12 protein-coding genes and 1 pseudogene are annotated in these 21,149 nt (G+C 59.7%); 6 read left to right on the top strand and 7 right to left on the bottom strand.

Annotation, left to right across the window (positions count from 1 at the left end):
* Nucleotides 1-195: 195 nt before the first annotated feature.
* On the top strand, nt 196-489 hold the full coding sequence (locus tag J2X71_RS06100; protein ID WP_310380140.1) for a hypothetical protein: 294 nt from the start codon (nt 196-198) through the stop codon (nt 487-489).
* 60 nt (nt 490-549) lie between these two features.
* Here the strand turns inward: J2X71_RS06100 and cueR are convergent, their stop codons facing one another.
* The 5 genes from cueR to J2X71_RS06075 all read right to left on the bottom strand — a co-directional run bounded on the left by cueR (nt 550) and on the right by J2X71_RS06075 (nt 13,839).
* A complete protein-coding gene (cueR, locus tag J2X71_RS06095) occupies nt 550-942 on the bottom strand; it encodes a Cu(I)-responsive transcriptional regulator (RefSeq protein ID WP_007812037.1) in 393 nt (130 codons plus the stop codon).
* Nucleotides 943-954: 12 nt separating this feature from the next.
* Nucleotides 955-3,501: a heavy metal translocating P-type ATPase gene (locus J2X71_RS06090; RefSeq protein ID WP_310380137.1), complete on the bottom strand. Its 2,547-nt coding sequence runs from the start codon at nt 3,499-3,501 to the stop codon at nt 955-957.
* A 107-nt stretch (nt 3,502-3,608) separates the two neighbouring features.
* The gene (gene treY / locus J2X71_RS06085) at nt 3,609-6,218 is read right to left on the bottom strand and encodes a malto-oligosyltrehalose synthase (protein WP_310380135.1); all 2,610 of its coding nucleotides are present in this window, start codon (nt 6,216-6,218) and stop codon (nt 3,609-3,611) included.
* Nucleotides 6,219-6,280: 62 nt separating this feature from the next.
* Complete coding sequence (gene pbpC, locus J2X71_RS06080) at nt 6,281-8,362, bottom strand: penicillin-binding protein 1C (protein ID WP_310380133.1); 2,082 nt, start codon at nt 8,360-8,362, stop codon at nt 6,281-6,283.
* Nucleotides 8,359-13,839: an alpha-2-macroglobulin family protein gene (locus J2X71_RS06075; RefSeq protein ID WP_310380131.1), complete on the bottom strand. Its 5,481-nt coding sequence runs from the start codon at nt 13,837-13,839 to the stop codon at nt 8,359-8,361. The genes pbpC and J2X71_RS06075 overlap by 4 nt, the downstream gene beginning before the upstream one ends.
* Before the next feature lie 202 nt (nt 13,840-14,041).
* On the opposite strand from J2X71_RS06075, the gene msrA reads away from it, so the two are divergent.
* From msrA to J2X71_RS06050, 5 genes and pseudogenes are all read left to right on the top strand, one after another.
* Nucleotides 14,042-14,752: a peptide-methionine (S)-S-oxide reductase MsrA gene (gene msrA / locus J2X71_RS06070; protein WP_310380128.1), complete on the top strand. Its 711-nt coding sequence runs from the start codon at nt 14,042-14,044 to the stop codon at nt 14,750-14,752.
* A 226-nt stretch (nt 14,753-14,978) separates the two neighbouring features.
* Nucleotides 14,979-15,419, top strand: a complete 441-nt coding sequence (locus tag J2X71_RS06065) for a response regulator (protein ID WP_310380126.1) — start codon at nt 14,979-14,981, stop codon at nt 15,417-15,419.
* 218 nt (nt 15,420-15,637) lie between these two features.
* Entirely contained in the window at nt 15,638-17,002 is a 1,365-nt protein-coding gene (locus tag J2X71_RS06060) for an MBOAT family O-acyltransferase (RefSeq protein WP_310380124.1), read from the top strand.
* A 9-nt stretch (nt 17,003-17,011) separates the two neighbouring features.
* Nucleotides 17,012-18,133, top strand: a complete 1,122-nt coding sequence (locus tag J2X71_RS06055; protein WP_310380122.1) for an alginate O-acetyltransferase AlgX-related protein — start codon at nt 17,012-17,014, stop codon at nt 18,131-18,133.
* 93 nt (nt 18,134-18,226) lie between these two features.
* Nucleotides 18,227-18,594 (top strand): annotated as a pseudogene (locus J2X71_RS06050) (transposase); the annotation flags it as partial.
* A gap of 73 nt (nt 18,595-18,667) precedes the next feature.
* On the opposite strand, the gene istB reads toward J2X71_RS06050, so the two are convergent.
* Nucleotides 18,668-19,462 carry an IS21-like element helper ATPase IstB gene (gene istB, locus J2X71_RS06045; protein WP_310380121.1) on the bottom strand — a complete coding sequence of 265 codons (795 nt, stop codon included), beginning with the start codon at nt 19,460-19,462 and terminating at the stop codon, nt 18,668-18,670.
* Nucleotides 19,452-20,972, bottom strand: a complete 1,521-nt coding sequence (gene istA / locus J2X71_RS06040; RefSeq protein WP_310380119.1) for an IS21 family transposase — start codon at nt 20,970-20,972, stop codon at nt 19,452-19,454. The genes istB and istA overlap by 11 nt, the downstream gene beginning before the upstream one ends.
* Nucleotides 20,973-21,149 lie beyond the last annotated feature (177 nt).

Below are 21,149 nucleotides of genomic sequence, written 5' to 3'. Positions count from 1 at the left end.
GTTTCGGGGAGCTGGTCTCGGTTTTAGGGATGCCCGCCAGGCTTGTCGGTCGCATGTCTAGACAGGCGACATGAGAATTATCGTTTTCCACGATTGCACAGCTGACCAATTGTCGACAGATCGCGCTCGGCGGTTGTTTATGACGGTTCCATGACAGAATATGTGCCCCGCTGATTTGCAAGGGGAACATGGAATATGAAAGAGAAAAAGCGGGTCTACGAGGCTCTCGTGGACGGCGCAATGGATGGACTTGTGGGCGATGCCCTTTATGATTTTGTCCGCAAGCGCTGTCCGAAAGCCTCCAGCAAGAAGATCGTTCGTGCCTCGCTGCTGGCGCTTAGCGATCCTCATCTAAAGGACCGCAATATCCTCGATGTCATCTATGCGCTGGCGATCAAGCACCGACTGGATGACACCAGCATCGATGACGAGCATGATGAAGAGGCCGAGGAACAGAAGAAACCCTCCGAAACGGTCATCAAGGAATAACCTCCGCTTTTCCTGATATGGCGAGGACGAGAAAAGCCCTGGATCTGGGCACCGGCCTCGTTAGGCGGCGCTATCCGAGAGCTCTTCGAGGATCGGGCAGTCGGGACGGTCATTGCCGTGGCAGGCATGAACGAGATGCTCGAGCGTGTGTCGCAACTCCGTCAGCTCGCGGATCTTCCGATCGATTTCCGAAAGCTTCGCCTCGGCGATCCCCTTGACGTCGGCGCTTGCCCGGCTCTTGTCCTCGTAGAGCGCCAGCAACTGACGGCATTCCTCCACGGAGAAGCCGAGGCCGCGCGAACGCTGCAGAAAGCGCAGCTTGTGTACGTCCGAGGCCGCATAGTCGCGGTAGCCGTTTCCGCCCCGGTCAGGACGGATCAGGCCGATATCCTCATAATAGCGGATGGTCTTTGAAGGCAGGCCGGACCGTTCCGAGGCTTCGCCGATATTCATCGCCTGGTTCCTTTACAGCTTTTCGACCCTCAGTCTCAGCGCATTGCCAATGACGGAGACAGAGGAGAGGCTCATGGCGGCCGCTGCAATCATCGGCGAGAGCAACAGGCCGAAGATCGGGTAGAGCACACCGGCTGCCACGGGGATGCCGAGAGCATTGTAGCCGAAGGCGAAGCCGAGGTTCTGGCGGATGTTGCGCATTGTCGCCTCAGCCAGCCGTCTTGCGCGGACGATCCCGTTGAGATCGCCCTTCACCAATGTAATGCCTGCGCTTTCCATCGCAACATCTGCACCCGTGCCCATGGCGATGCCGACATCGGCGGCTGCCAGCGCCGGTGCATCATTGACCCCATCACCAGCCATGGCAATGACGGCGCCCTTTGCCCTCAGTTCATCGACGAGCGCCTTCTTGTCCTCGGGCAGAACATCGGCGCGGACCTCGTCGATCCCGAGGCTTTTCGCCACGGCACGGGCCGTGCGTTCGTTGTCGCCGGTCGCCATGATGATCTTCAGGCCGCTGTCGTGCAGCGCCTTGATGGCAGCCGCCGTCGTTGGTTTGATGCGGTCGGCGACTGCGACGAGGCCGGCCAAAGTACCGTCGATGACGACGAACATGACGGTCTTGCCTTCGCCGCGGAGCACCTCGGTCTGGTCCAGGAGCGCTGCCGGATCGGTGCCGAGATCGCCGAGCAGAGCCGCATTGCCGAGGGCGACGGACGCGCTGCCGACCGTGCCCTTCACGCCCTTACCGGTCTTTGCCTCGAAACCTGTGACCTCGTGAAAGGTGAGGCCGCGTTCTTCGGCCCCTGAGACGATGGCTTCTGCAAGCGGATGCTCAGAACCGCGCTCCAGGCTTGCGGCGAGCGCCAGCAGATGTCTTTCATCAATGCTGCCCAAAGCCACAACGTCCGTCAGCTTGGGCTTGCCTTCCGTCAGCGTGCCGGTCTTGTCTACGATCAATGTATCGACCGTGGAAAAACGCTCCAGCGCTTCCGCATCCTTGATCAGGACGCCTTCCTGCGCACCGCGTCCGGTGGCGATCATGATCGACATCGGCGTTGCGAGGCCGAGGGCGCATGGGCAGGCGATGATCAGGACGGCGACGGCGGCGAGCAGCCCATTGGCCAGCCGCGGCTCCGGCCCGACAAAGGACCAGACGAGGAAGGCTGCGATGGCAGCGGCAACGACGGCCGGAACGAAGATCGCCGAAACACGGTCGACGGCGCCCTGAATCGGCGCGCGCGAACGCTGCGCCTTGGCCACCATATCGACGATACGTGAGAGAGTGGTATCGGCACCGACCTTTTCGGCGGTCATGATCAATGCGCCGTTCTTGTTCATCGTGCCGCCGGTCAGTGCGTCGCCTTTGGCCTTTTCAACCGGAAGCGGTTCACCCGTGATCATCGATTCATCCAGCGTCGACTGCCCTTCGGTGACGGAGCCATCGACCGGTACGCGTTCGCCGGGGCGCACGCGCAGCCGGTCGCCGGTCTGGATCTCATCGACAGGCACGTCGCGCTCGCTGCCGTCGGCATCGATGCGGCGCGCAGTCTTTGGCGCAAGATCGAGCAGGGCGCGAATTGCAGAGCCGGTGCGTTCACGGGCTTTCAATTCCAGCACCTGCCCGACGAAGACGAGCGCCACGATGACGGCAGCCGCCTCGAAATAAACGGGGACGGAGCCGCTATGACCGCGGAAGCTGTGCGGGAAGAGGTCCGGCGCCAAGGTCGCGACGACGCTGTAGAGATAGGCCGTACCGACGCCGAGGCCGATCAGCGTCCACATATTGGGGCTGCGGTTGACGAGCGATGCCCATGCCCTGCGGAAGAAGGGAAGTGCTGCCCAGAGGACGACGGGTGTCGCCAGCAACAGTTCGACATAGCTCGCCAGCGGCTCGCCAAGCGCTTCGCGCGGCCACGACAGACCAAGCATCGGCCCCATGGTAAGGATCAGGAGCGGAATTGAAAGAACAGCACTGACCCACAGGCGGCGGATAAAATCCACGAGTTCCGGATTTGGACCTTCATCTTCGGGCGGAATGCCCATCGGCTCCAGCGCCATGCCACATTTCGGGCAGTCGCCGGGATGGTCGCTGACGACTTCGGGATGCATCGGGCAGGTATAGAGCGTGCCCTTCGGCATGACGGCCGCCGTTGGCTTTTTGCCATGGCGATAGGTTTCGGGATCGGCCTCGAACTTCGCCTTGCAGCCCGCCGAGCAGAAATAGAATTTTTCGCCCTCGTGCTTCAGGAAGTGTTTCGCGTTCGAGCGGTCTACGCTCATGCCGCAGACCGGGTCCTTGGCGGTCAGATAATCCTGCGGCGCCGCCTCGAATTTCTTGCGGCAGCCATCGCTACAGAAGTGATAGGTGTGACCTTCATAATCGAAGGAAGGTTTTCCAGCGTTCGGATCGACCGTCATGCCGCAGACGGCATCGCGCACCACCACTTCAGCCTTTTCGTCGTGGCCGCAGCCACATTGCGCACCGTCGGCATGGTGATGGTCGTGGCCATGCCCATGATGATCGTGGTCGTGGTGATGATCGTGCTTGTTATCCATAAACTGCGCCTTTCATGCCTTTCTGGCATCCGGACAGCTTTATGAACCTTCCAGCAACTGGAAGGTCAACGTCTTTTTTCGTCTGTGCAGATTTTTTGATATTGCCGTCAGGCCGGCACGATCAGAGCCGCCGGCTGGTCTCCAAGTAGCGTGGCAAGCGAGATCTTGTTTCCCGGCTCCAGCATCTTGCCGGTCAAGAGATCGGCCTTGAGACCGTGCATGGGCGAGGGCACTGATATTGCCGTATCCTCCCAGAATTCCGGTCCGGCAAAGAGCACGCCGGGATCGAGCCAGCCGAACATCAGTCGCGGCACGACTGTGATGGCGAAGTTCTCCTGATGCAGACGGGCAAAGGCGACGACATGGTCACTCCTGGTCCCGTTGACGGCAACCGGCAGGTAATCGCCTTCCGCAAAAAGCCGGGCGCGCTCCATCCGGAGCCCCAGGCCGATCTGGATGATGCGCTGTTTCAATGCCGCGGCCTGCAGCCGCGCGAGCGCACCGCCTTCGGCAAGCCAGCCGCTCAATGTCTCGAAATCCGGCCCGCGCCTGTTATCGGGATCGACGAAACTGAAATCGAATCCCTCTGCCCCCTGGTAGATGTCGGGAATGCCCGGCGCCGTCAGTTTGATCAGCGTCTGCGATAGGCTGTTGACGTAGCCGGCTTCGATGAAGGGCTGCAGGACGCGAGCGAAATCCTCGATGAATGCGTCGTTGTCGGTTGAGAAGAGCGCGGCCGTATAGGTGCGCACCGCCTCTTCATAGTCCCTGTTCGGCGCCGTCCAGTCGGTGCGCAGTTTGGCTTCGCGAATGGCCTTTTCCGCATAAGCGGTGAAGCGGTCGCGTAGCGCATCGGCATGATGGCGGTCGAAATCCTCGGGCCAGGCGCCGGCAAGCGCCTGGTAGAGCATCCATTCCAGATTGGGCTCGGGTGCTGCGCCATCCGTAAGCTCGGTGCGGTGGCTTTCATTCAGTCTTCGCCAGTGTTCGACGGCGTCGGCAAAGACGCCGGCGCCTTCGCTGACAGCATAAAGCCGCGCCCGCGCATCCTCGCCGCGCTTTGTGTCATGCGTCGATGTTGCCGAAAGACCTGAGGGCTGGGAGCGCCTGCGCGCTTGCATGAAATGGTGAAACGCTTCGATGCCGCCTGGCACATGATCCGGCTCGCCGCCGACCTCATTTACCGCCAGTAGCCGGTTGTAGCGATAGAAGAGCGTATCCTCCATTGCCTTGGCCATGACGGGGCCGGAGAGCTGCTGGAAGCGGAGGCGGAATTCGCGAGCCGCCTCGTTGTCGATCGTGCCTTCGAGTATGGCCGCGATGCTCTGCAGTGGCTGCGCATAATCCAGATGTCCGGCGGCCGTCATCTCGGCTTTTTTCAGGAGATCCGCATCCCGCGTATCGAGCGGGCCATCGGTCCCATAGGTGCGGTAGACGGAAAAGGCGATCAGAAGCTCGCAGATCGCCCCGGTGATTTCCTCCATAGACAGTTCGGGAAAGAGGCCTGCTGCAATGCGTGCGAGGCGGGCCGTCTCGCCGGCGAAATTCTGTTCGACCATCAGCCGCTTGGCCGTCCGCCGCCCGGCTTCAAAATCGCCATTGCCATCCGCCAGTCGGCGATAGGCTTCATCGAGCTTCTGCAAACCATTGCCGTCCACGAAAAGCCCACTTAAGGCTGTAATGAACTCGTAGCCGGTCGTTCCCTGCACCGGCCAGTCGGCGGGCAATTCCTCGCCTGCGCCGAGAATCTTTTCGACGACGATATAGGTGTCCGCGCCGGCAGCTTCGCGCAGTCGGTTGAGATAGGCTCTCGGTTCCGCCAGCCCGTCGATATGGTCGATGCGCAGGCCCTGCACCTGGCCCTGACGCACGAGATCGAGAACCAGGCGGTGGCTCTCTTCGAAGACCCTGATATCCTCAACCCGCAGGCCGACCAGCCCGGTCACTTCGAAAAACCGCCGATAGCTCAGATGCTCCGAGGCCTCCTGCCAGCGCTGAAGCTGCCAGTGCTGTCTCCCGTGCAGCTGTGTCATAAAGGCATGGTCTTTCGAAAGCGCTGCAAGCTTTCCACTCAGGCTTTTGAGATCGCCGGCCTCGAAGATCATATCGCGCAGGCCACGATGCAGGTCACCGCCGTCGACAGAGGCCGTCAGTTCCGCCATCGCCGCGAGAACCGGATCATCCAGTTCCGCCGAGAGCAGAGGGTAGCTTTCCATGCTCAGCGGAAAGAGGGTTTCAAAATAACCGATCGCCAGATTGCCATGCGCCTCGTCGATGCTGATCGTCAGTTCGCCGGCAGCAACGCTTTCATCGAAGCTCTTGCCGAGCTGGGGCAGGGTCAGCCGCTCGCGCCAGTCTATGTCGAAATAGTCTGCAAACGGGCTATGCCTGCCGAATTCCAGGACGCTCCGCCACCAGGCATTCTCCAGTGAAGCGGCCATATGGTTCGGAACGATGTCCAGGATCAGGCCCATGCCTGCTTCTGACAGCGTTTCCGTCAGGCGATCGAAGCCCGCCCTTCCTCCAAGTGCCGGATCGATCTCGCCGGCATCGGTCACGTCGTAACCATGCGTCGATCCCTGGGTGGCCGTGAAGACCGGCGAGGCGTAGAGGTGGCTGATGCCGAGCGACCTCAGATAGGGTACGAGCCCGCATGCGTGATCGAATGTCATGCCGTTGCGGAACTGGACCCGGTAGGTCGCGGATGGGAGCGTCATGGGGTCATTTTTGCCGTTTGGAGGACACATCTTCCAACGGTTGTGAAGCGCTTTTGTTCCCGTCAGTCGACGAAGACGCCGACGCTTGCTGCCCGGCCCATGGAATCAATCACGGTCAGCTTGGAATAACCGCCGCCATCAGGCATCCAGCTTTGCGTGCGCCGGCGGGAAAGATCGGGCAGCGGCTTGCCGTTGGCAAGCCAGCGGAAAGGCGCGCGGCCGCCCTGCAGTTTTAGCATCAGCGGCGAAAGATCGCCCGCCTTTGCCCCAAGATCGACATGGGCGCCCTCCGGCGGATAGACGATCTGGGGCGAAGGCTCGCGGCCGGACGCGACGAGCAGCCCGTTGGCATTGACGGCAAATCGCCTCTGGCTGATCGGCAGCTCGGTCTGGGCGATGCGCGCGGCGCCTGCCGGCGGACGCGGCAGCGGCGTGGTGGCGATGCCGGATTTCGCAAGCGCCTCGAAGAGGATGGGGGCGGCCGTGCCATAACCCGTCAAACCGGGTACGGCGCTGTTATCGGGCCGTCCGACCCACACACCAAGCACATAGCGCCCATCATATCCGACCGACCAGGCGTCGCGATAGCCGTAACTCGTGCCGGTCTTGTAGGCGATGCCGCGTTGCGGCGCGCCGGCCGGCGGTATGACGCCCGAGAGTATGTCGGCGACATTCCAGACCGCGACCGGCTCCAGCAGGGGCTCGCCATCGATCTTGCCCGGCGCATTCGTTACACCGTCACCGATCCTGACCGGCTGGCCGCGATTGGCAAGCGCTGTATAGAGCTGCACGAGATCCTTCAGCGTGATGCCGACGCCGCCAAGGCCAATCGCCAGACCCGGCGTCTCGTTTGGCGGCAAAACGGGGCGCACTTCGGCGCGGCGGAAACGCACCATAAGGCGAGACGGGCCGACCGCGTCGAGCAGCTTGACGGCCGGCACGTTGAGGGAGAGCTGCAGGGCCTCGCGTACGGTCACGTCGCCCTGGTAACTCATGTCGAAATTGCGCGGCCGGTAGCCGAAGAAATCGGCCGGCCGGTCCTCGATGATCGTCTCCTGGCTGACCAGTCCCTGCTCGAAGGCAAGGCCATAGATGAAGGGTTTGAGCGTTGAGCCGGGCGATCGGTTGATACGCGTCATGTCGATCCAGCCGGAGCGGCTGGCATCGAAATAATCAGCGGAACCCACCTCGCCGACGATCTCGCCGGTCTCGGCGTCTGCCATCACCATGGCGAGCGAGAGCTTCGGTCCGAGCTTCACCGTCGCGGCGCGCGCGACGGATTCTAGACCCGTCTGGACCTGCTTTTTCAGCGTCGTCTGGTGCTGGATCGTTTTCGGATCCTTACGCAGGGCGGCTTCCGCGACATGGGCGGCAAGGGCTGGAAGCTGCAGCCTGCGGGCGGGAATGGCGACACCCTCGGCGCGCTCGGCCTCGCCATCGCCGACCACCTCGGCCACGGCGATACGGTCGAGCACCCGCTTGCGCGCCGCTTCCGCAGCTTTCAGGTTCCGGTCCGGGCGGCGCTTTTCGGGCAATTGCGGCAGCGCGACGAGCAGGGCGGCTTCGGCCACCGTCAGCCGCTTCGGCTCCTTGCCGAAATAGGCAAGGCTTGCGGCGCGCACGCCTTCCAGATTGCCGCCATATGGCGCATGGGTGAGATAGAGATCGAGGATTTCACCCTTCGAAAGCCGCCGCTCGATCTGCACGGCGCGCATGATCTGCAGGAGCTTTGCCGAAAACGACCGGCTTTCGCGCGGCTCGATCAGCCTTGCCACCTGCATGGAGAGCGTCGAGGCGCCGGACACGATGCGGCCGTTGCTGACAAATTGCACTGCCGCGCGCCCGAGCGCCCAGACATCGATGCCGGAATGCTCGTAGAAACGCTGATCCTCGTAGGCGACCAGCGTGCGAACGAACTGCGGATCGACGTCGGAAACGTCGGTTTTCAGCCGCCAGCGCCCCTCCGGTGTGGCAAAGGCGCGTAGCAATTGCCCGTCGGAATCTAGCACTTCGGGCGAGACGGCTTCTGCTTGCTCCAGCGGCGGCGGATAAGCACGGTCGGCGGCATCGAGCGCGAAAAGACCTGCGCCGGCAATGATGATGCCGGCCGCTGTCCCGATCGCAAACTTTTGCCACCGCCTCATTGTCGAGCCGCAACGACCTCCATCTTGCCGGTCGCCGTCCGCGCAGACATATCGGGACGGTACATGTCCTCGACTGTCGCTGCCGGATGATCGTAGACGCCAGGTGTTACGGCGCGCACGACATAGGCGACGTTGAAGTCACGCGCTGAACTTTCGTCGCGGTTGAAGGCGGCGACGAAGCGGTCGTAGCGGAATTCCGTATGGGCGGCGGACATCTCGCCAACCCAGTCGAAATTCGTCATCTGGGCGCTGTCGACAAGGTTCGGATTGTCGATCTCGAATCCGGCCGGCAGGAGATCGGTGATGACGATGCGCGAGGCCCAGTCGTTCTGCTCGGTAACATGCAGCACCACGACGTAGCGCTCGTTCTGCTGCGCCTCGCTGACATTCGCCTCCTCGCCATCAAGCGTGTAATAGGTCCGCTCGATGGTAAAGCCGTTGCCGCCGGCCGGCAGCGGCTTGACAGGGGCGGCGACCGTCGTGACGACAGCCGAGACCGTGTCGCTCGTGGCACTCGTCAATGTCAGCGGATGGTCGATCAGCGCATCGCCGGTCATCTTCGCCATATAGGCGCCGGTCCGCTCAGCGCCGTTGACGTTGACCTTCAGATCGTCGTCGCCGTTCTGCAGGGCACGCGCCGCCAAAAGCATCCAGGCCTGTTCCTGGGTGCTTGTATATTTGCTGCGATCCCATTCCCGCGCGACCGCCTTGGCGAGTTCGGGAATGACGGGCGGAACCGGACGGCTTTCGGCGGCAAGCGCCAGGATCGCGGCGCCGTCGCGCAGCACCGAGCCATAATCGGTGCGCGAGAAATTCACGCGGGTCACCATCGACTGTTTCGACATTTGCAGCGCATCGACGAAAATGTTCTTCGAGCGCGTTGCATCGCCATAGAGCGCCAGTGCTGCAGCGATATGGGCCTTGGCAAGCGGCGTCGGGAAGTCGTTGATCATCGTGTCGGCATAGTAGCGCAGGTCGCTGACGGCGGCCTTCTTGTTGCGGGCAAGCACATAGAGGGCGTAGGCGATCTCATCGCCCTTGCCTTTCACATCCGTCGTGTAGGAGAGCGAGTTCTGCAGGTTTTCCAGCGCCTGCACCAGGGCGCGATCCGGCACGTCGTACTTCTGCTCGCGCGCCCGCGTCAGGAAGTCCGTGACATAGGAGTCGAGCCAGAGATCGCCGGAATCCGGTCCCCACAGACCGAAGCTTCCCGCATAGGCCTGGTAGGACAGCACGCGGTAGATCGCATCCTGTACGCGCTTGTGGATGTCGTCATCCGTTTCATCCATACCGGCCTGCTTGGCGACCTCGGCCAGATAGAGCAGCGGCATGGCGCGGCTCGTCGTCTGTTCGGCGCAGCCGAACGGATAGCGGTCGAGCGTCATCAGCAGTGCTGGAATGTCGAAGGCAGCCGAGCGGGTGACGTTGACGCTGATCGAGGCACCCGGAAGCACGCTGTCGGCCAAGAGGTTCTTGTCGACCGTCAGGCTCTTGCCGGGTGCAAGCGCAATGACGCGCCGTTCTGTAATCGGTAGCGACGATGGCCGCACCGGCACATCGACCACCTGGTCGAGCGACAGACCCTGATCATTCGACAGGTTGATTGCCACGCTGCCATCGCCCGGCTCGCCGCCGACAAGCGTCAGCGTCAGGTCGGACTTGGCGCCGGCCTCAAGCTTCAACGGCTGCTCGGCAGGCCCGTCGATGCTGAGCGCGCTGTTGCCGGTGAGCGTCAGCTTGTAGTCGCCGGTCGGCGCATCGGTATTGGCGATGTCGAGCCGCAGATTAGCCTTGTCCCCGGGCGCCAGGAATTTCGGCAGGCTTGCGGTGACGACGACAGGATCGCGGATGATGACGTCCTTGGCGCTGTGACCAACGCCGGCTTTCGTCCAGGCCAGCGCCATCACGCGGGCCGTGCCGTTGAACTGCGGAATGTCGAAGCTGACTTTCGCCTTGCCTTCGGCATCGAGCTTTACCGGACCGGAGAAGAAGGCGACGAGCTTCTGCGTCGGCGGGCTTGCCTGCAGCGCGATTGCGCCGCCATCGCCGCCTGTGCGCAGCTTGCCGGTCGCGCCCAGCGAACCGTCGATCAGGCGGCCGTAAAGGTCGCGGATTTCGAGGCCGAGCTGGCGCTGGCCGAAATACCAGTCCTCAGGGTTCGGCGGCTCGTAGCGGGTCAGGTTCAGGATGCCGACATCGACGGCGGCAACCGTAATATAGGCCTCCTCATTCGCGCCGGCGCCGGTAACCTGCAGGCCGATATCAAGCGGCCCGCGCGGCAGCATCTTTTCCGGCGTATCGATCTTGACCTGTAGTGCGCGCTCAGCGGGATCGACCTTCAGCCATTTGATGCCGATCGAGCGGGCCGGCATATGGGTGTCGAGCGAATCGCCCGGCCGGAAGAGCGTGGCAGTCACATAGGCGCCGGCACCCCAGTCGGCAGTGACGGGAATATCGACCTCGCCGCCGGTTTGACCCATGGTGGCGTTCTTAACTGCAATCAGGTTTTCCGTGCCGGCCGTGATCATCAACTCGCCGCCATAACGCGACGTGACCTTCAGCTTGGCCGTCTCGCCGACATGATAGCTGTCCTTGTCGAGAGCGATTTCGAGACCGTCGGGCGTTTCCGTCGAAGTCGAGGCGACGAACCAGCCGGCATCGAACTCGACGCTGGAGGTCGGACCGTCGGCGTCAGGGCTTTCGACCTCGAGCCGGTAACGGCCCCAGTTGACCGGTGCCTGGATCTTGCCGCCATTCTCCGCTGTCGCGTCCACCGAGCCGGAGGCGACCTCTTCAGGTGTATAGGTTGATTCATATTTCCAGGCTGTGCCTTCGCGATACCATTGATAGTCGCGGCGCAGCTTGTAAAATTTCCAGCGCAGGCCCTTCATCTCCTGCTTCTGGCCCTGGGTATCGAGGCCGATGACCGTGAAATTCGCCAGCGCATTCTCCGGCAGATCTCCGTCGAATTCCGGCTTGATGCCGATGGCGGTCGCGTCGGTCTTGACCGGGATTTCCAGCGAACGCTCGATGGCCCGGCCGCCCGGCTCCTGCATGCGCAGATAGACGGTGGCATTCAGGAGCTGGGTCGTGGCCGGCAGTTCGCCGATCGTCAGGTCCGTCGAGGCCTCGCCATTCTCGTCGAGCGCGGGCAGGCCGTCGATCGGCTGGCGCGAATCCTCGCTCGCCTCTTCGTCGGCAAGGCCGAACTGGTAGCCGGGATAGGCGGCATTTTCGCGCGTCGGCTTGACGACGACGTCGCCCTCAATCGTCAGGCCCGCCGCTGGCGCGCCATAGAGATATTTGCCGGAAATATTGATCGTCGCGGCCGTATCCGTGCCGATCTCCTTGGACTCGGTCTTGATCTCCATGTCGGTGCGGTCAGGCACGAAATCGTCGACGAGGAAGGTCTTGGTGGCGATCGCCGAGCCCTTCGGGTCGGTATAGACGTTCATCGTCCAGGTGCCGCGCATGGCGTTTTCCTGCGTTTGCAGGTCCACCACATAGCCACCGAGATTGCTCGTCTGGCTGACGATGCGCCGGTCTTCCACGCCATCCGGCCGTGAGAAGATGAAGGTCAGCGGCAGGTTCTCGATCGCGTTGCCGTCAGTATCGCGGGCAAGGGCTGCGGCATGGACGATTTCCCCGGCGCGGTAGATGCCGCGCTCGGTGAAGGGCAGCACGTCGATGGCGCCCGGCGCGGCGCGTCCGGTCACGCCACGGTCGGAAAGATCGAAGCCGGCGCGCGTCATGTCGAGGAAGACATAGTCGGACGTGCCGTTTTTGGCGCTGATGACGGCAGGCGTCAGTGCGGCGGTGCCGCGCATCAGACCGGCCGTGAAGGTGGCGCGGCCGTCCGCGTCGGTCGTGGCAGTCCCGAGCACTTCATTGTTTTTGGCAAGAAGCTGCAATTCGACGCCGGCCATCGGCTTGGCAGATGCAAGCGAGCGGGCAAAGACGTTCAGCCCGTCAGTGCCGGCATAGGTGGTGATGCCAATATCGGAGACGAGGAACCATTGTGTGGCCTGCGAATCCCAGTCCTGCGCGGGGCCGGTCGGCGGGGTTGCGACCATCACGTAGATGCCGGGCTTGCGTTCGGGCAGCGCCTCGTCGACCGGGAAGCTGGTGACGACATCCTTATTGAGTTCGTTGGCGATCTCGATCGATCCCTGCCAGACGAGCTCGCCGCTCTGGTCCTGGATATTCTGGGCGCTGTAGCCGTCGAGCTGCGTCAGGAACTGTGAGCCGGTCAGGAGCGGCGCGATGCCGCGGTCGCCGATCCGGTAGAGCTTCAGATTGGCAGACGCCATATTGACGGAGACGATCGGAATGCCGCGGCGCGCCGTCGACGGCAGCACGAAGCTGTCGCCGGTGAAACGCACCATCTGGCCGCGGTCCTTGATATAGACGTCGATCGTGACAGGCGCTTCCAGAACCTCATCGACCGAGGAGGGCAGGCCGGTGCGGAAGCCGATCTTGTAGGTCTCGCCGTGGGTGAGGCCCTCGACGCAGATCTGCTTGTCCTTGGCTTCCATCGCCTTGGGCGCAGTACCGTTCAGCGTCACGAAGGGCGCATAGTCGACCGTCTTGACCAGCGCCTCGGAGAAGGTGACGCAGGCGCGCGGCGTGGCGCTATCGGCATCGACCGTATGTTCGGTGATGCGGAAGCCCTGCGTCTGCTTGAGCTGCAGGTAGTCCGCTTGCACATCCTTGGCGCCGACGAACGCAAGGCTTGCCTTGTAGCTATTCAGCGCATCGCGATAGTTGGCATTCTTTTCCAGGGCCTTGGCAAGTACGGCCAGCGCATCGGCGCGCTTGTTGGTGGTGCGCGTCAACTGGTAGCCGTTCAGCGCGTCGATCACCGCCTGACCGAAGATGCCGCTGTCAGGCGCCCCGAGCGAGGTGGCGGCACGCGCCGTCTCGATCCAGAGGTCGCCATCATCAGGGGTGATCGAGAGGGCACCATGGAAGGCCTTCAGCGCATCGGAAAGATTGCCGCCGGTGAGATCCAGGCGCGCGCTTGCCGTCAGGCTGTCGACGCCCTGGCCCTGCTGGTCGTCGGCAAGCGCCAGATCGTTGCGGAAATTGCGAGCCTGCTGGACAAGATCGTCCGAGAGGAAGGGCAGGCGGGGAGCAGCGCCGATATCCGGCTCTTTCGGGACGCTGGCAGCCGTCGTTTCGACGATCCTGCCGGCAATCGCGCCGGGGGCGGCATTCATCGTCTTGAAGTCGGACTTCAGGAAGCACCACTTCACCTTGGGATTATAGGTGACGGCCTTGCAACTCTTGTCGCCGATGCAGGCCGCCTTGCACTGATCGAGCGAGAGATTCTGCTCGGTGCGCAGGTCGAAGCCGAAATAATCGGCGTCCTTGACGGTGACGATGTCGCGCTTGGCGTCGGCAGCAAAAGCCGACGGGCCTGCAAAAATCATAGATGCGACGATGACGGAAAAAGCGAAGAACGAGCGCACAGACATTGGTTCCCCCCGGATGCTGGCTCTGAGCCGGGCGGCACTGTCCTCACTCTCCAGAGAATTGTCAACTCGCCTTGCCGCCTGTTCCGGTTTCGCACATTCGCTTTCGTGTAATCGTCACATCGGTGTGAGTGAACAGCTTGTGATTTGCGGCTTTTTCGTCGATCGGCGAGGATTTCGCCATGTAGTCCCGGAGGTAGCCCCCATGCCCATATCCACGTCAGGCAAGTTCCTTGCCGCGCTTTTTGCAACCGCTGTCCTTTCGCTCGGCCTTGGTTCCGTCGCAACCAAAGCGGCGGAGGATGCCGTCGTCATTCCAGCCCCTGCCATCGACGAGGCGGGTAAGTCCGGCACGGAGACGGCCGTCTTCGCCGGCGGTTGTTTCTGGGGCGTCCAGGGCGTCTTTCAGCATGTGAAGGGCGTCAAAAGCGCCATTTCCGGCTATGCTGGCGGTGAAGCCGCAACCGCCCAATACGAAACGGTCAGTTCCGGTACGACGGGCCATGCCGAATCCGTCAAGGTGACCTTCGATCCGAATGAGGTCAGCTACGGCAAGCTCCTGCAGGTCTTCTTCTCGGTCGCGCACAACCCGACGCAGCTCAATTTCCAGGGACCGGACGAAGGCACCCAATACCGCTCGGCACTTTTCATCTCCGACCCGGAACAGCGTAGGGTCGCCGAAGCCTATATCGCCCAGCTCGACAAGGCGCATGTCTTCAAACAGCCGATCGTCACCAAGGTCACCGACTATACCGGCTTCTACCCGGCCGAGCAGTATCACCAGGATTTCCTGACGCTCAATCCGACCTACCCCTATATCGTCTATAACGACCTGCCGAAGATCGAGAACCTGAAGCAAATCTTCCCGGCCGATTACAGCAAGGATCCGGTTCTGGTGCTGAAGGCCAAGGGCTGAGAAGCCTCCAGAATCAGAACTTGAGAAGGCGGCACAAGTAGCCGCTTTTTTACGACCTGCAAAGGCTTTTATGAATTTATCAATATTAACAAAAGTTTAATCGAGAAATACTGCGTTTCATGCCGGAACATATCGTCGCATCGCCCGTTTAAGCTGCGAGCCTCGTCGAAGCAGTCGTCTTCATCGAAGCGGAGTCTCCCTAAGGTAAAGCGTAAAGGGATCTGTCATGGCCACGAATGTCATGCGTAGCTGGCAACGGGAACATCTCATGGAACAGCGAGTGCTAATTGTCGAAGACGAATTGCTGATCGCCCTCGATCTCGAAATGACGATCGAGAACATGGGCGTGCATGTCGCAGGCCTCGCATCGGATCGCGAGGGGGCCTTCAGGCTCGCGCCGCTCGCAGACATCGCCTTCGTCGATGTCAATCTCTCAGATGGCGCAACCGGCCCGGAGATCGGCCGGCAGCTCGCAGAAGATCATGGCATTTCCGTCGTCTTCATGACTGCCAATCCGGAAGTGGTTGCAGATGGCGTGCGCGGCGCCCTCGGCGTGGTACAAAAACCCGTTATGCCAAGGGTGGTCGAACAGCTCCTCAAATACGTCGCCGCTCGCCGCGCCGGAATGCTGGCTGTGGTGCCGCCGCAGATGATGGTTTTTGCGTGAAGCGCAGGCGGTGGTACGAATATGGCTGTGGGGCAATCGCTCGAGCAATGGGTTAACTCTTGTGCGACACATCATAGGCTGTAGAAGAGAGCCATTCGTCAAAGGCTCACTCGATGCTCTTCAGTTCGTGGCAATTCATTTGCGTTTTCCTGCCAACTACCTTGGTCCTCTACTTTTGGTTCAATGCGAGGCGGAGTCCCGAAGCGGGGAAAGCTTGGTTGGTAATCGCGAGCTTGTTTTTTTACAGTCATTGGAATGTGAAGTATCTTCCTGTAATTTTGATCTCCATTGGCGCTAATTTTTTGATGGGGCAGAGGCTCGCAAATTCTGAAAGCGCTGCCAACGGAAGGAAATTTTTGTTGGCGGTCAGTATAACCGCCAACATATTTGCGCTAGCGTACTTCAAGTACACGAATTTTTTCATAAATAATGCAAATTTGATATTTTCTACAGGCTTTGATCTAAAATCGATCACGCTTCCTTTGGCTATAAGCTTTTTTACCTTCACGCAAATTGTATACCTTGTCGATAGCTATAAAGGCGAGACCAGCCACTATAATATTTTAAACTATGCTCTCTTCGTAACGTTCTTCCCTCATCTTATTGCAGGCCCGATTGTTCAACATAGTCATATCATGCCTCAGTTCGCTTCCCCTCGGCGTTGGCGTCCATCAAGCGATCACATCTTGCAAGGTCTATTCATTTTCGGAATAGGCCTTTTCAAAAAAGCTGGTATCGCGGACACGCTTGCTCCAGCCGTCGCGGCCGGTTTTGACCATGGAAGGTTTCTTAATTTCTATGAAGCCTGGGTAACTAGCCTCGCTTATACCTTTCAGTTGTACTTCGATTTTAGCGGCTATTGTGACATGGCAATAGGCGCGTCGCTGATGTTCAATATAGTGCTACCCATCAATTTCAATTCGCCTTACAAGGCGCTGAATATTCAAGAGTTTTGGCGCCGATGGCACATCACGCTGAGCGGATTTCTTAGAGACTTTATTTATATACCCCTCGGCGGAAGCAGAATGTCCAAGCGCCGGACGTATATTAATCTGCTGATAACGTTTGCTCTCGGAGGGCTCTGGCATGGCGCTACCTGGATGTTTGTTTTGTGGGGTGTACTTCATGGCCTTGCTCTGGTCGTGCATCGGGTTTGGACGAGCGCCGGATTAAAATTGCCAAAAGCGCTTGCTTGGCTGGTTACGTTTTTATTTATTAATATTTCCTGGGTGTTGTTTAGGGCGGAAGATTGGTCTGCTGCATCGAAAATACTTTGGGGGATGATTGATATCCAATCCGCTTACGGTATCAGTTCTAGAGCTGCTCCCGTTTCCGATCTTGCTTGGGGTGGTAGTATGGCAGACCAACTAGCCGGCTGGATCCCTGCGCACCTTGTTGGCCAACTCCCTCTTTTGCCACTTTTGATTGTTGCGTTTTTCCTGATCTGTCAGAAAAACTCGATGGAACTTGTACGATCGTCTGCGAACATCCGCTACGTTTTGTACGGCAGTCTGCTGTTTTCATTCGGTTTGTATTTCACGCTTGTGCAATCAAGTACCGTTTTTCTCTACTTCAACTTTTAAGCTGTCAAAATGAGCCCCGCACGTGCTGTTTTACTATTCCTTTCGATTGTCTTATTGACAGTTTCAGTCGTCCCAGCTGTCAATTTGATGTGGCCGATGGGAAAAACTAGGTTGAGACAAAGTACTTTGTTCAATCTAGATCACATAAAAAGACGGGTCGCGGCAACAGTATATCCCGTCGGCGTTAGCATTGATCCGGATCAGGTAACGGTTGGGAAGCAGGGTTGGCTACATCTCGGCGATTATTATTCGGCTACACTCTCCAATGACAGGCGAGAGGCTACCCAAGACGATAAGGATTTCGGTTTAAGGGTGAAGAACGCAAGTACGCGTTGGGAAAAAATCCTCGCGAGGTATGGGGTTCGTCAGTTCGCAATCATGATTGGGCCGAACAAAAGTGCAATCTATCCGGAGACGGCACCTCAATGGGCGCAGCCTGTATTTCCTAATCCCACTGACGCGCTCCTTGCCTCGGCGGGATCGAATTATATTGACTTACGCCCTTCGCTACTTGCGCGCAAGGGAACGTCGTCTGTCCCGCTTTACTATCAAACTGATACACATTGGAACCTCGCAGGCGCTGGGGCGGCCTTCGAGTCATTCGCAAAAATAATTGGTTCGAAAGAGCCAGATCTTCGTTGGCCAAACAAGGACGCGTACTGGATAACCGGGGACGCCCGGCGTAAGGGTGGCGACCTTTCTCGATTCCTTCATCTGGAGGCCGATCTCAGTGATCGCGAGCCGTTGCTCGGCGTAATGCAATTACCGATCAAGTTGACACAATACGATTGGGAAACGGGAGAGCCAATAAGTTCCGGACCAAATGTTCTTATCCAGCCGACGCATCATCCAATTCTTATACATGCTGACGGAGCTTTAAATCGAAGAAAGGTGTTATGGCTGAGGGACTCTTTTGGGGTGGCACTGTCCCCCTTTATGGCTCTAACCTTCAGTGATGTTGTTCAACTTCACTGGACTGACGGACTTAGGGAGCAGCCCCTCTTGAAGATAGTTGACAAGCTAAGGCCGGACTTTGTCTTCGTCACCGTTGTGGAGCGGGATGCCCGAAACGAGCTGTTCGCCACCGCGCCAAGCGTCGATCTTGCGCCCAGCGGTGATACTGGACACTAGAGCACGTCCGTTGAACGCGGAATCGGAATGAGGATTCCGTTGTCGATCGTTTTCTGATTCCATAGCCCGATTGGTGATTTGGTCGGAGAGAATATGAGCCGCGCGTTCAGTGATGATCTTCGCAGCCGCATTCTTGCTGCGTCTCGTGAAGGCATGTCCGCACGATCGGCGGCAGCTCGGTTCGGGATCGGCGTTTCAACGGCCATCGCCTGGATCGCCAGCGCGAGGCAGGGTCAATTGGCGCCGGCCAAACAAGGACGGCGTGGCGGCTCTCGTCTAGATGCCCATGAGGATTTTATCATTGCCATGATCGAGAAGGAAAAAGACATCACGCTCAATGAGATGGTCCTGCGTCTGACTGAAGAGAAGAACGTCTCCATTGGTCGCAGCGCCCTCGATGTCTGGCTGCGAAAGCGCGGTTGGACGTTCAAAAAAAGACCGCACACGCATTGGAGCAGGAACTGTTGGTTTCCACGCGGAACTGAGCCGGTTTTTCCACCGAGAAGTGAGCCACCTCTGAGTATGGTTTTCTGATCAGGATTTGGTCAAGGGATTAGCTTTTTCTCCTCTCTTCTGGGCCGCGGCGGCCGAGCTGGCTTTGAAGCGAATGCTATCGTTGCCGGTTTCGAGGATATGACAACGATGGGTGAGACGGTCGAGGAGAGCGGTCGTCATTTTGGCATCACCGAAGACGGTCGCCCATTCGCTGAAGCTGAGATTGGTCGTGATGATGACGCTGGTGCGCTCATAGAGCTTGCTCAGCAGATGGAAGAGCAGCGCTCCGCCTGAGGCACTGAACGGAAGGTATCCGAGTTCATCGAGGATCAGTAGATCGAGGCGCACCAATGTCTCAGCAATCTGTCCTGCCTTGCCCTTGGCCTTTTCCTGCTCAAGGGCGTTGACCAGTTCGATGGTCGAGAAGAAGCGGACTTTCCGGCGATGGTGCTCGATCGCCTGAACGCCGAGAGCGGTTGCTATGTGGCTTTTGCCTGTGCCCGGTCCGCCGACGAGCACGATATTCTGGGCTCCGTCCATGAACTCGCATCGATGCAGTTGGCGCACCGTCGCCTCGTTGATCTCGCTGGCTGCGAAGTCGAACCCGGAGATGTCCTTATAGGCCGGGAAGCGAGCTGCCTTCATGTGGTAGGCAATCGAGCGAACCTCGCGCTCAGCCATCTCGGCTTTCAGCAACTGAGACAGGATGGGAACGGCCGCATCGAAGGCCGGAGCCCCTTGCTCGATCAGGTCTGTGATGGCTTGGGCCATGCCATACATCTTCAGGCTACGCAGCATGATGACGACAGCGGCGCTGGCAGGATCATGACGCATTACGACCTCCCGCGATCCGGACACGCAGGCCATCATAGCGCTCTACGTTTGCCTTGGGTTCATGCAGCAAGGTCAACGCCTGTGGGGTATCGATGTCGGGACCGTCAGTCGTTTTGCCGTCGATCAGCCGATGCAGCAGGTTCAATACATGCGTCTTGGTTGCCACGCCCGCATTTAGGGCCAGCTCCACAGCGCGAAGGACAACCTGTTCGTCATGATGGAGAACAAGGGCAAGGATATCGGCCATCTCACGATCACCGCCGGGGCGGCGAAGCATCTGGTCCTGCAATTGCCGAAAGGCCAACGGTAATTCTAGGAAGGGTGCACCATTGCGCAAGGCACCGGGCTTGCGTTGGATGACCGTAAGATAATGCCGCCAGTCGTAAATCGTCCGTGGCGGTTTATCGTGACTGCGCTCAATCACCCGCGGATGTTCGCAGAGAATATTGCCCTCGGCCACTACGACCAGCCGCTCCGGATAAATCCGCAGGCTGACAGGCCGGTTCGCAAACGATGCAGGCACGCTATAGCGGTTCCGCTCGAAGGTGATCAGGCATGTCGGCGAGACGCGCTTGCTTTGCTCGACGAAGCCATCGAATGCGGCTGGGAGCGCCATCAATGCTGGTTGTTCAGCGGACCAGACGTCCGCGATCGTACCAGGCAAGGTGCCGTGCGCTGTGTCGCGCCACAGGTCCTGGCAATTCTGTTCCAGCCAGCCATTCAACGCCGCCAGATCCGGAAAGTCCGGCATCTGTTGCCACAACCGTGGTCGGGCATCCTGGACGTTCTTCTCGACCTGGCCCTTTTCCCAACCCGCGGCAGGATTGCAAAACTCAGGCGCAAAGACGTAGTGGTTCGTCATCGCGAGGAAACGGATATTGACCTGCCGTTCTTTACCGCGGCCGACGCGATCGACCGCGGTCTTCATGTTGTCGTAAATGCCGCGACCAGGCACGCCACCGAACACGCGGAACCCGTGCCAGTGAGCGTCGAAGAGCATCTCGTGCGTCTGCAGCAGGTAGGCCCTGATCAGAAACGCCCGGCTGTGTGATAGTTTGATGTGGGCAACTTGCAGCTTCGTGCGATCGCCGCCGATCACAGCATAATCCTCGCTCCAATCGAATTGGAATGCTTCGCCTGGGCGGAAAGACAGAGGAACGAATATGCCGCGGCCAGCCGTCTGCTGCTCAACCCGCCATTCACGGGCGAACGCGGCGACCCGGCCATAGGAGCCGGTAAAACCCAGAGCCATCAGATCGGCATGAAGCTGCTTCAACGTCCGGCGCTGCTTGCGCGTTCTCCCGGCCTCGGTCTTCAGCCAGCCAGAGAGTTTGTCGGCGAACGGATCAAGCTTGCTCGGTCGTTCCGGTACCGTGAACGTCGGCTCGATCGTACCGGCACTCAAATACTTCGCGATGGTGTTGCGTGACAGCCCAGTGCGCCGGCTGATCTCTCTGATCGATTGCTTCTCGCGCAGCGCCATCCGGCGGATGATGTTTAAAAGTCCCATGTGGATCACTCCGTTGCCCCGTAAGCCCACGGTGAAGGCCGTCTTGCGATAGAGGGCTGCTGACTGCCAGTCCTAGTGGTAACACTAGACCGTATGTTCGTTGGTGAGGGCCGCCCACCCACGCTGTAGATTGTGTGGGCTCTGGAATTGGCCAGGGCGACCTACCGACCAGCGAGG

It is taken from the genome of Rhizobium sp. 1399 (genome assembly GCF_031455475.1).
In the GTDB taxonomy this organism is placed as follows: Bacteria; Pseudomonadota; Alphaproteobacteria; order Rhizobiales; family Rhizobiaceae; genus Rhizobium.
The sequence above is the reverse complement of the archived record's forward strand: the minus strand, read 5'-3'. Positions and strand labels throughout refer to the sequence as shown.

Excerpts from the sequence above, each read along its gene's own strand:
- J2X71_RS06100 (WP_310380140.1), top strand. The coding sequence starts at position 196 with ATGAAAGAGAAAAAGCGGGTCTACGAGGCTCTCGTGGACGGCGCAATG.
- cueR (WP_007812037.1), bottom strand. The coding sequence starts at position 942 with ATGAATATCGGCGAAGCCTCGGAACGGTCCGGCCTGCCTTCAAAGACC.
- J2X71_RS06090 (WP_310380137.1), bottom strand. The coding sequence starts at position 3,501 with ATGGATAACAAGCACGATCATCACCACGACCACGATCATCATGGGCAT.
- treY (WP_310380135.1), bottom strand. The coding sequence starts at position 6,218 with ATGACGCTCCCATCCGCGACCTACCGGGTCCAGTTCCGCAACGGCATG.
- pbpC (WP_310380133.1), bottom strand. The coding sequence starts at position 8,362 with ATGAGGCGGTGGCAAAAGTTTGCGATCGGGACAGCGGCCGGCATCATC.
- J2X71_RS06075 (WP_310380131.1), bottom strand. The coding sequence starts at position 13,839 with ATGTCTGTGCGCTCGTTCTTCGCTTTTTCCGTCATCGTCGCATCTATG.
- msrA (WP_310380128.1), top strand. The coding sequence starts at position 14,042 with ATGCCCATATCCACGTCAGGCAAGTTCCTTGCCGCGCTTTTTGCAACC.
- J2X71_RS06065 (WP_310380126.1), top strand. The coding sequence starts at position 14,979 with ATGGCCACGAATGTCATGCGTAGCTGGCAACGGGAACATCTCATGGAA.
- J2X71_RS06055 (WP_310380122.1), top strand. The coding sequence starts at position 17,012 with ATGAGCCCCGCACGTGCTGTTTTACTATTCCTTTCGATTGTCTTATTG.
- istB (WP_310380121.1), bottom strand. The coding sequence starts at position 19,462 with ATGCGTCATGATCCTGCCAGCGCCGCTGTCGTCATCATGCTGCGTAGC.
- istA (WP_310380119.1), bottom strand. The coding sequence starts at position 20,972 with ATGGGACTTTTAAACATCATCCGCCGGATGGCGCTGCGCGAGAAGCAA.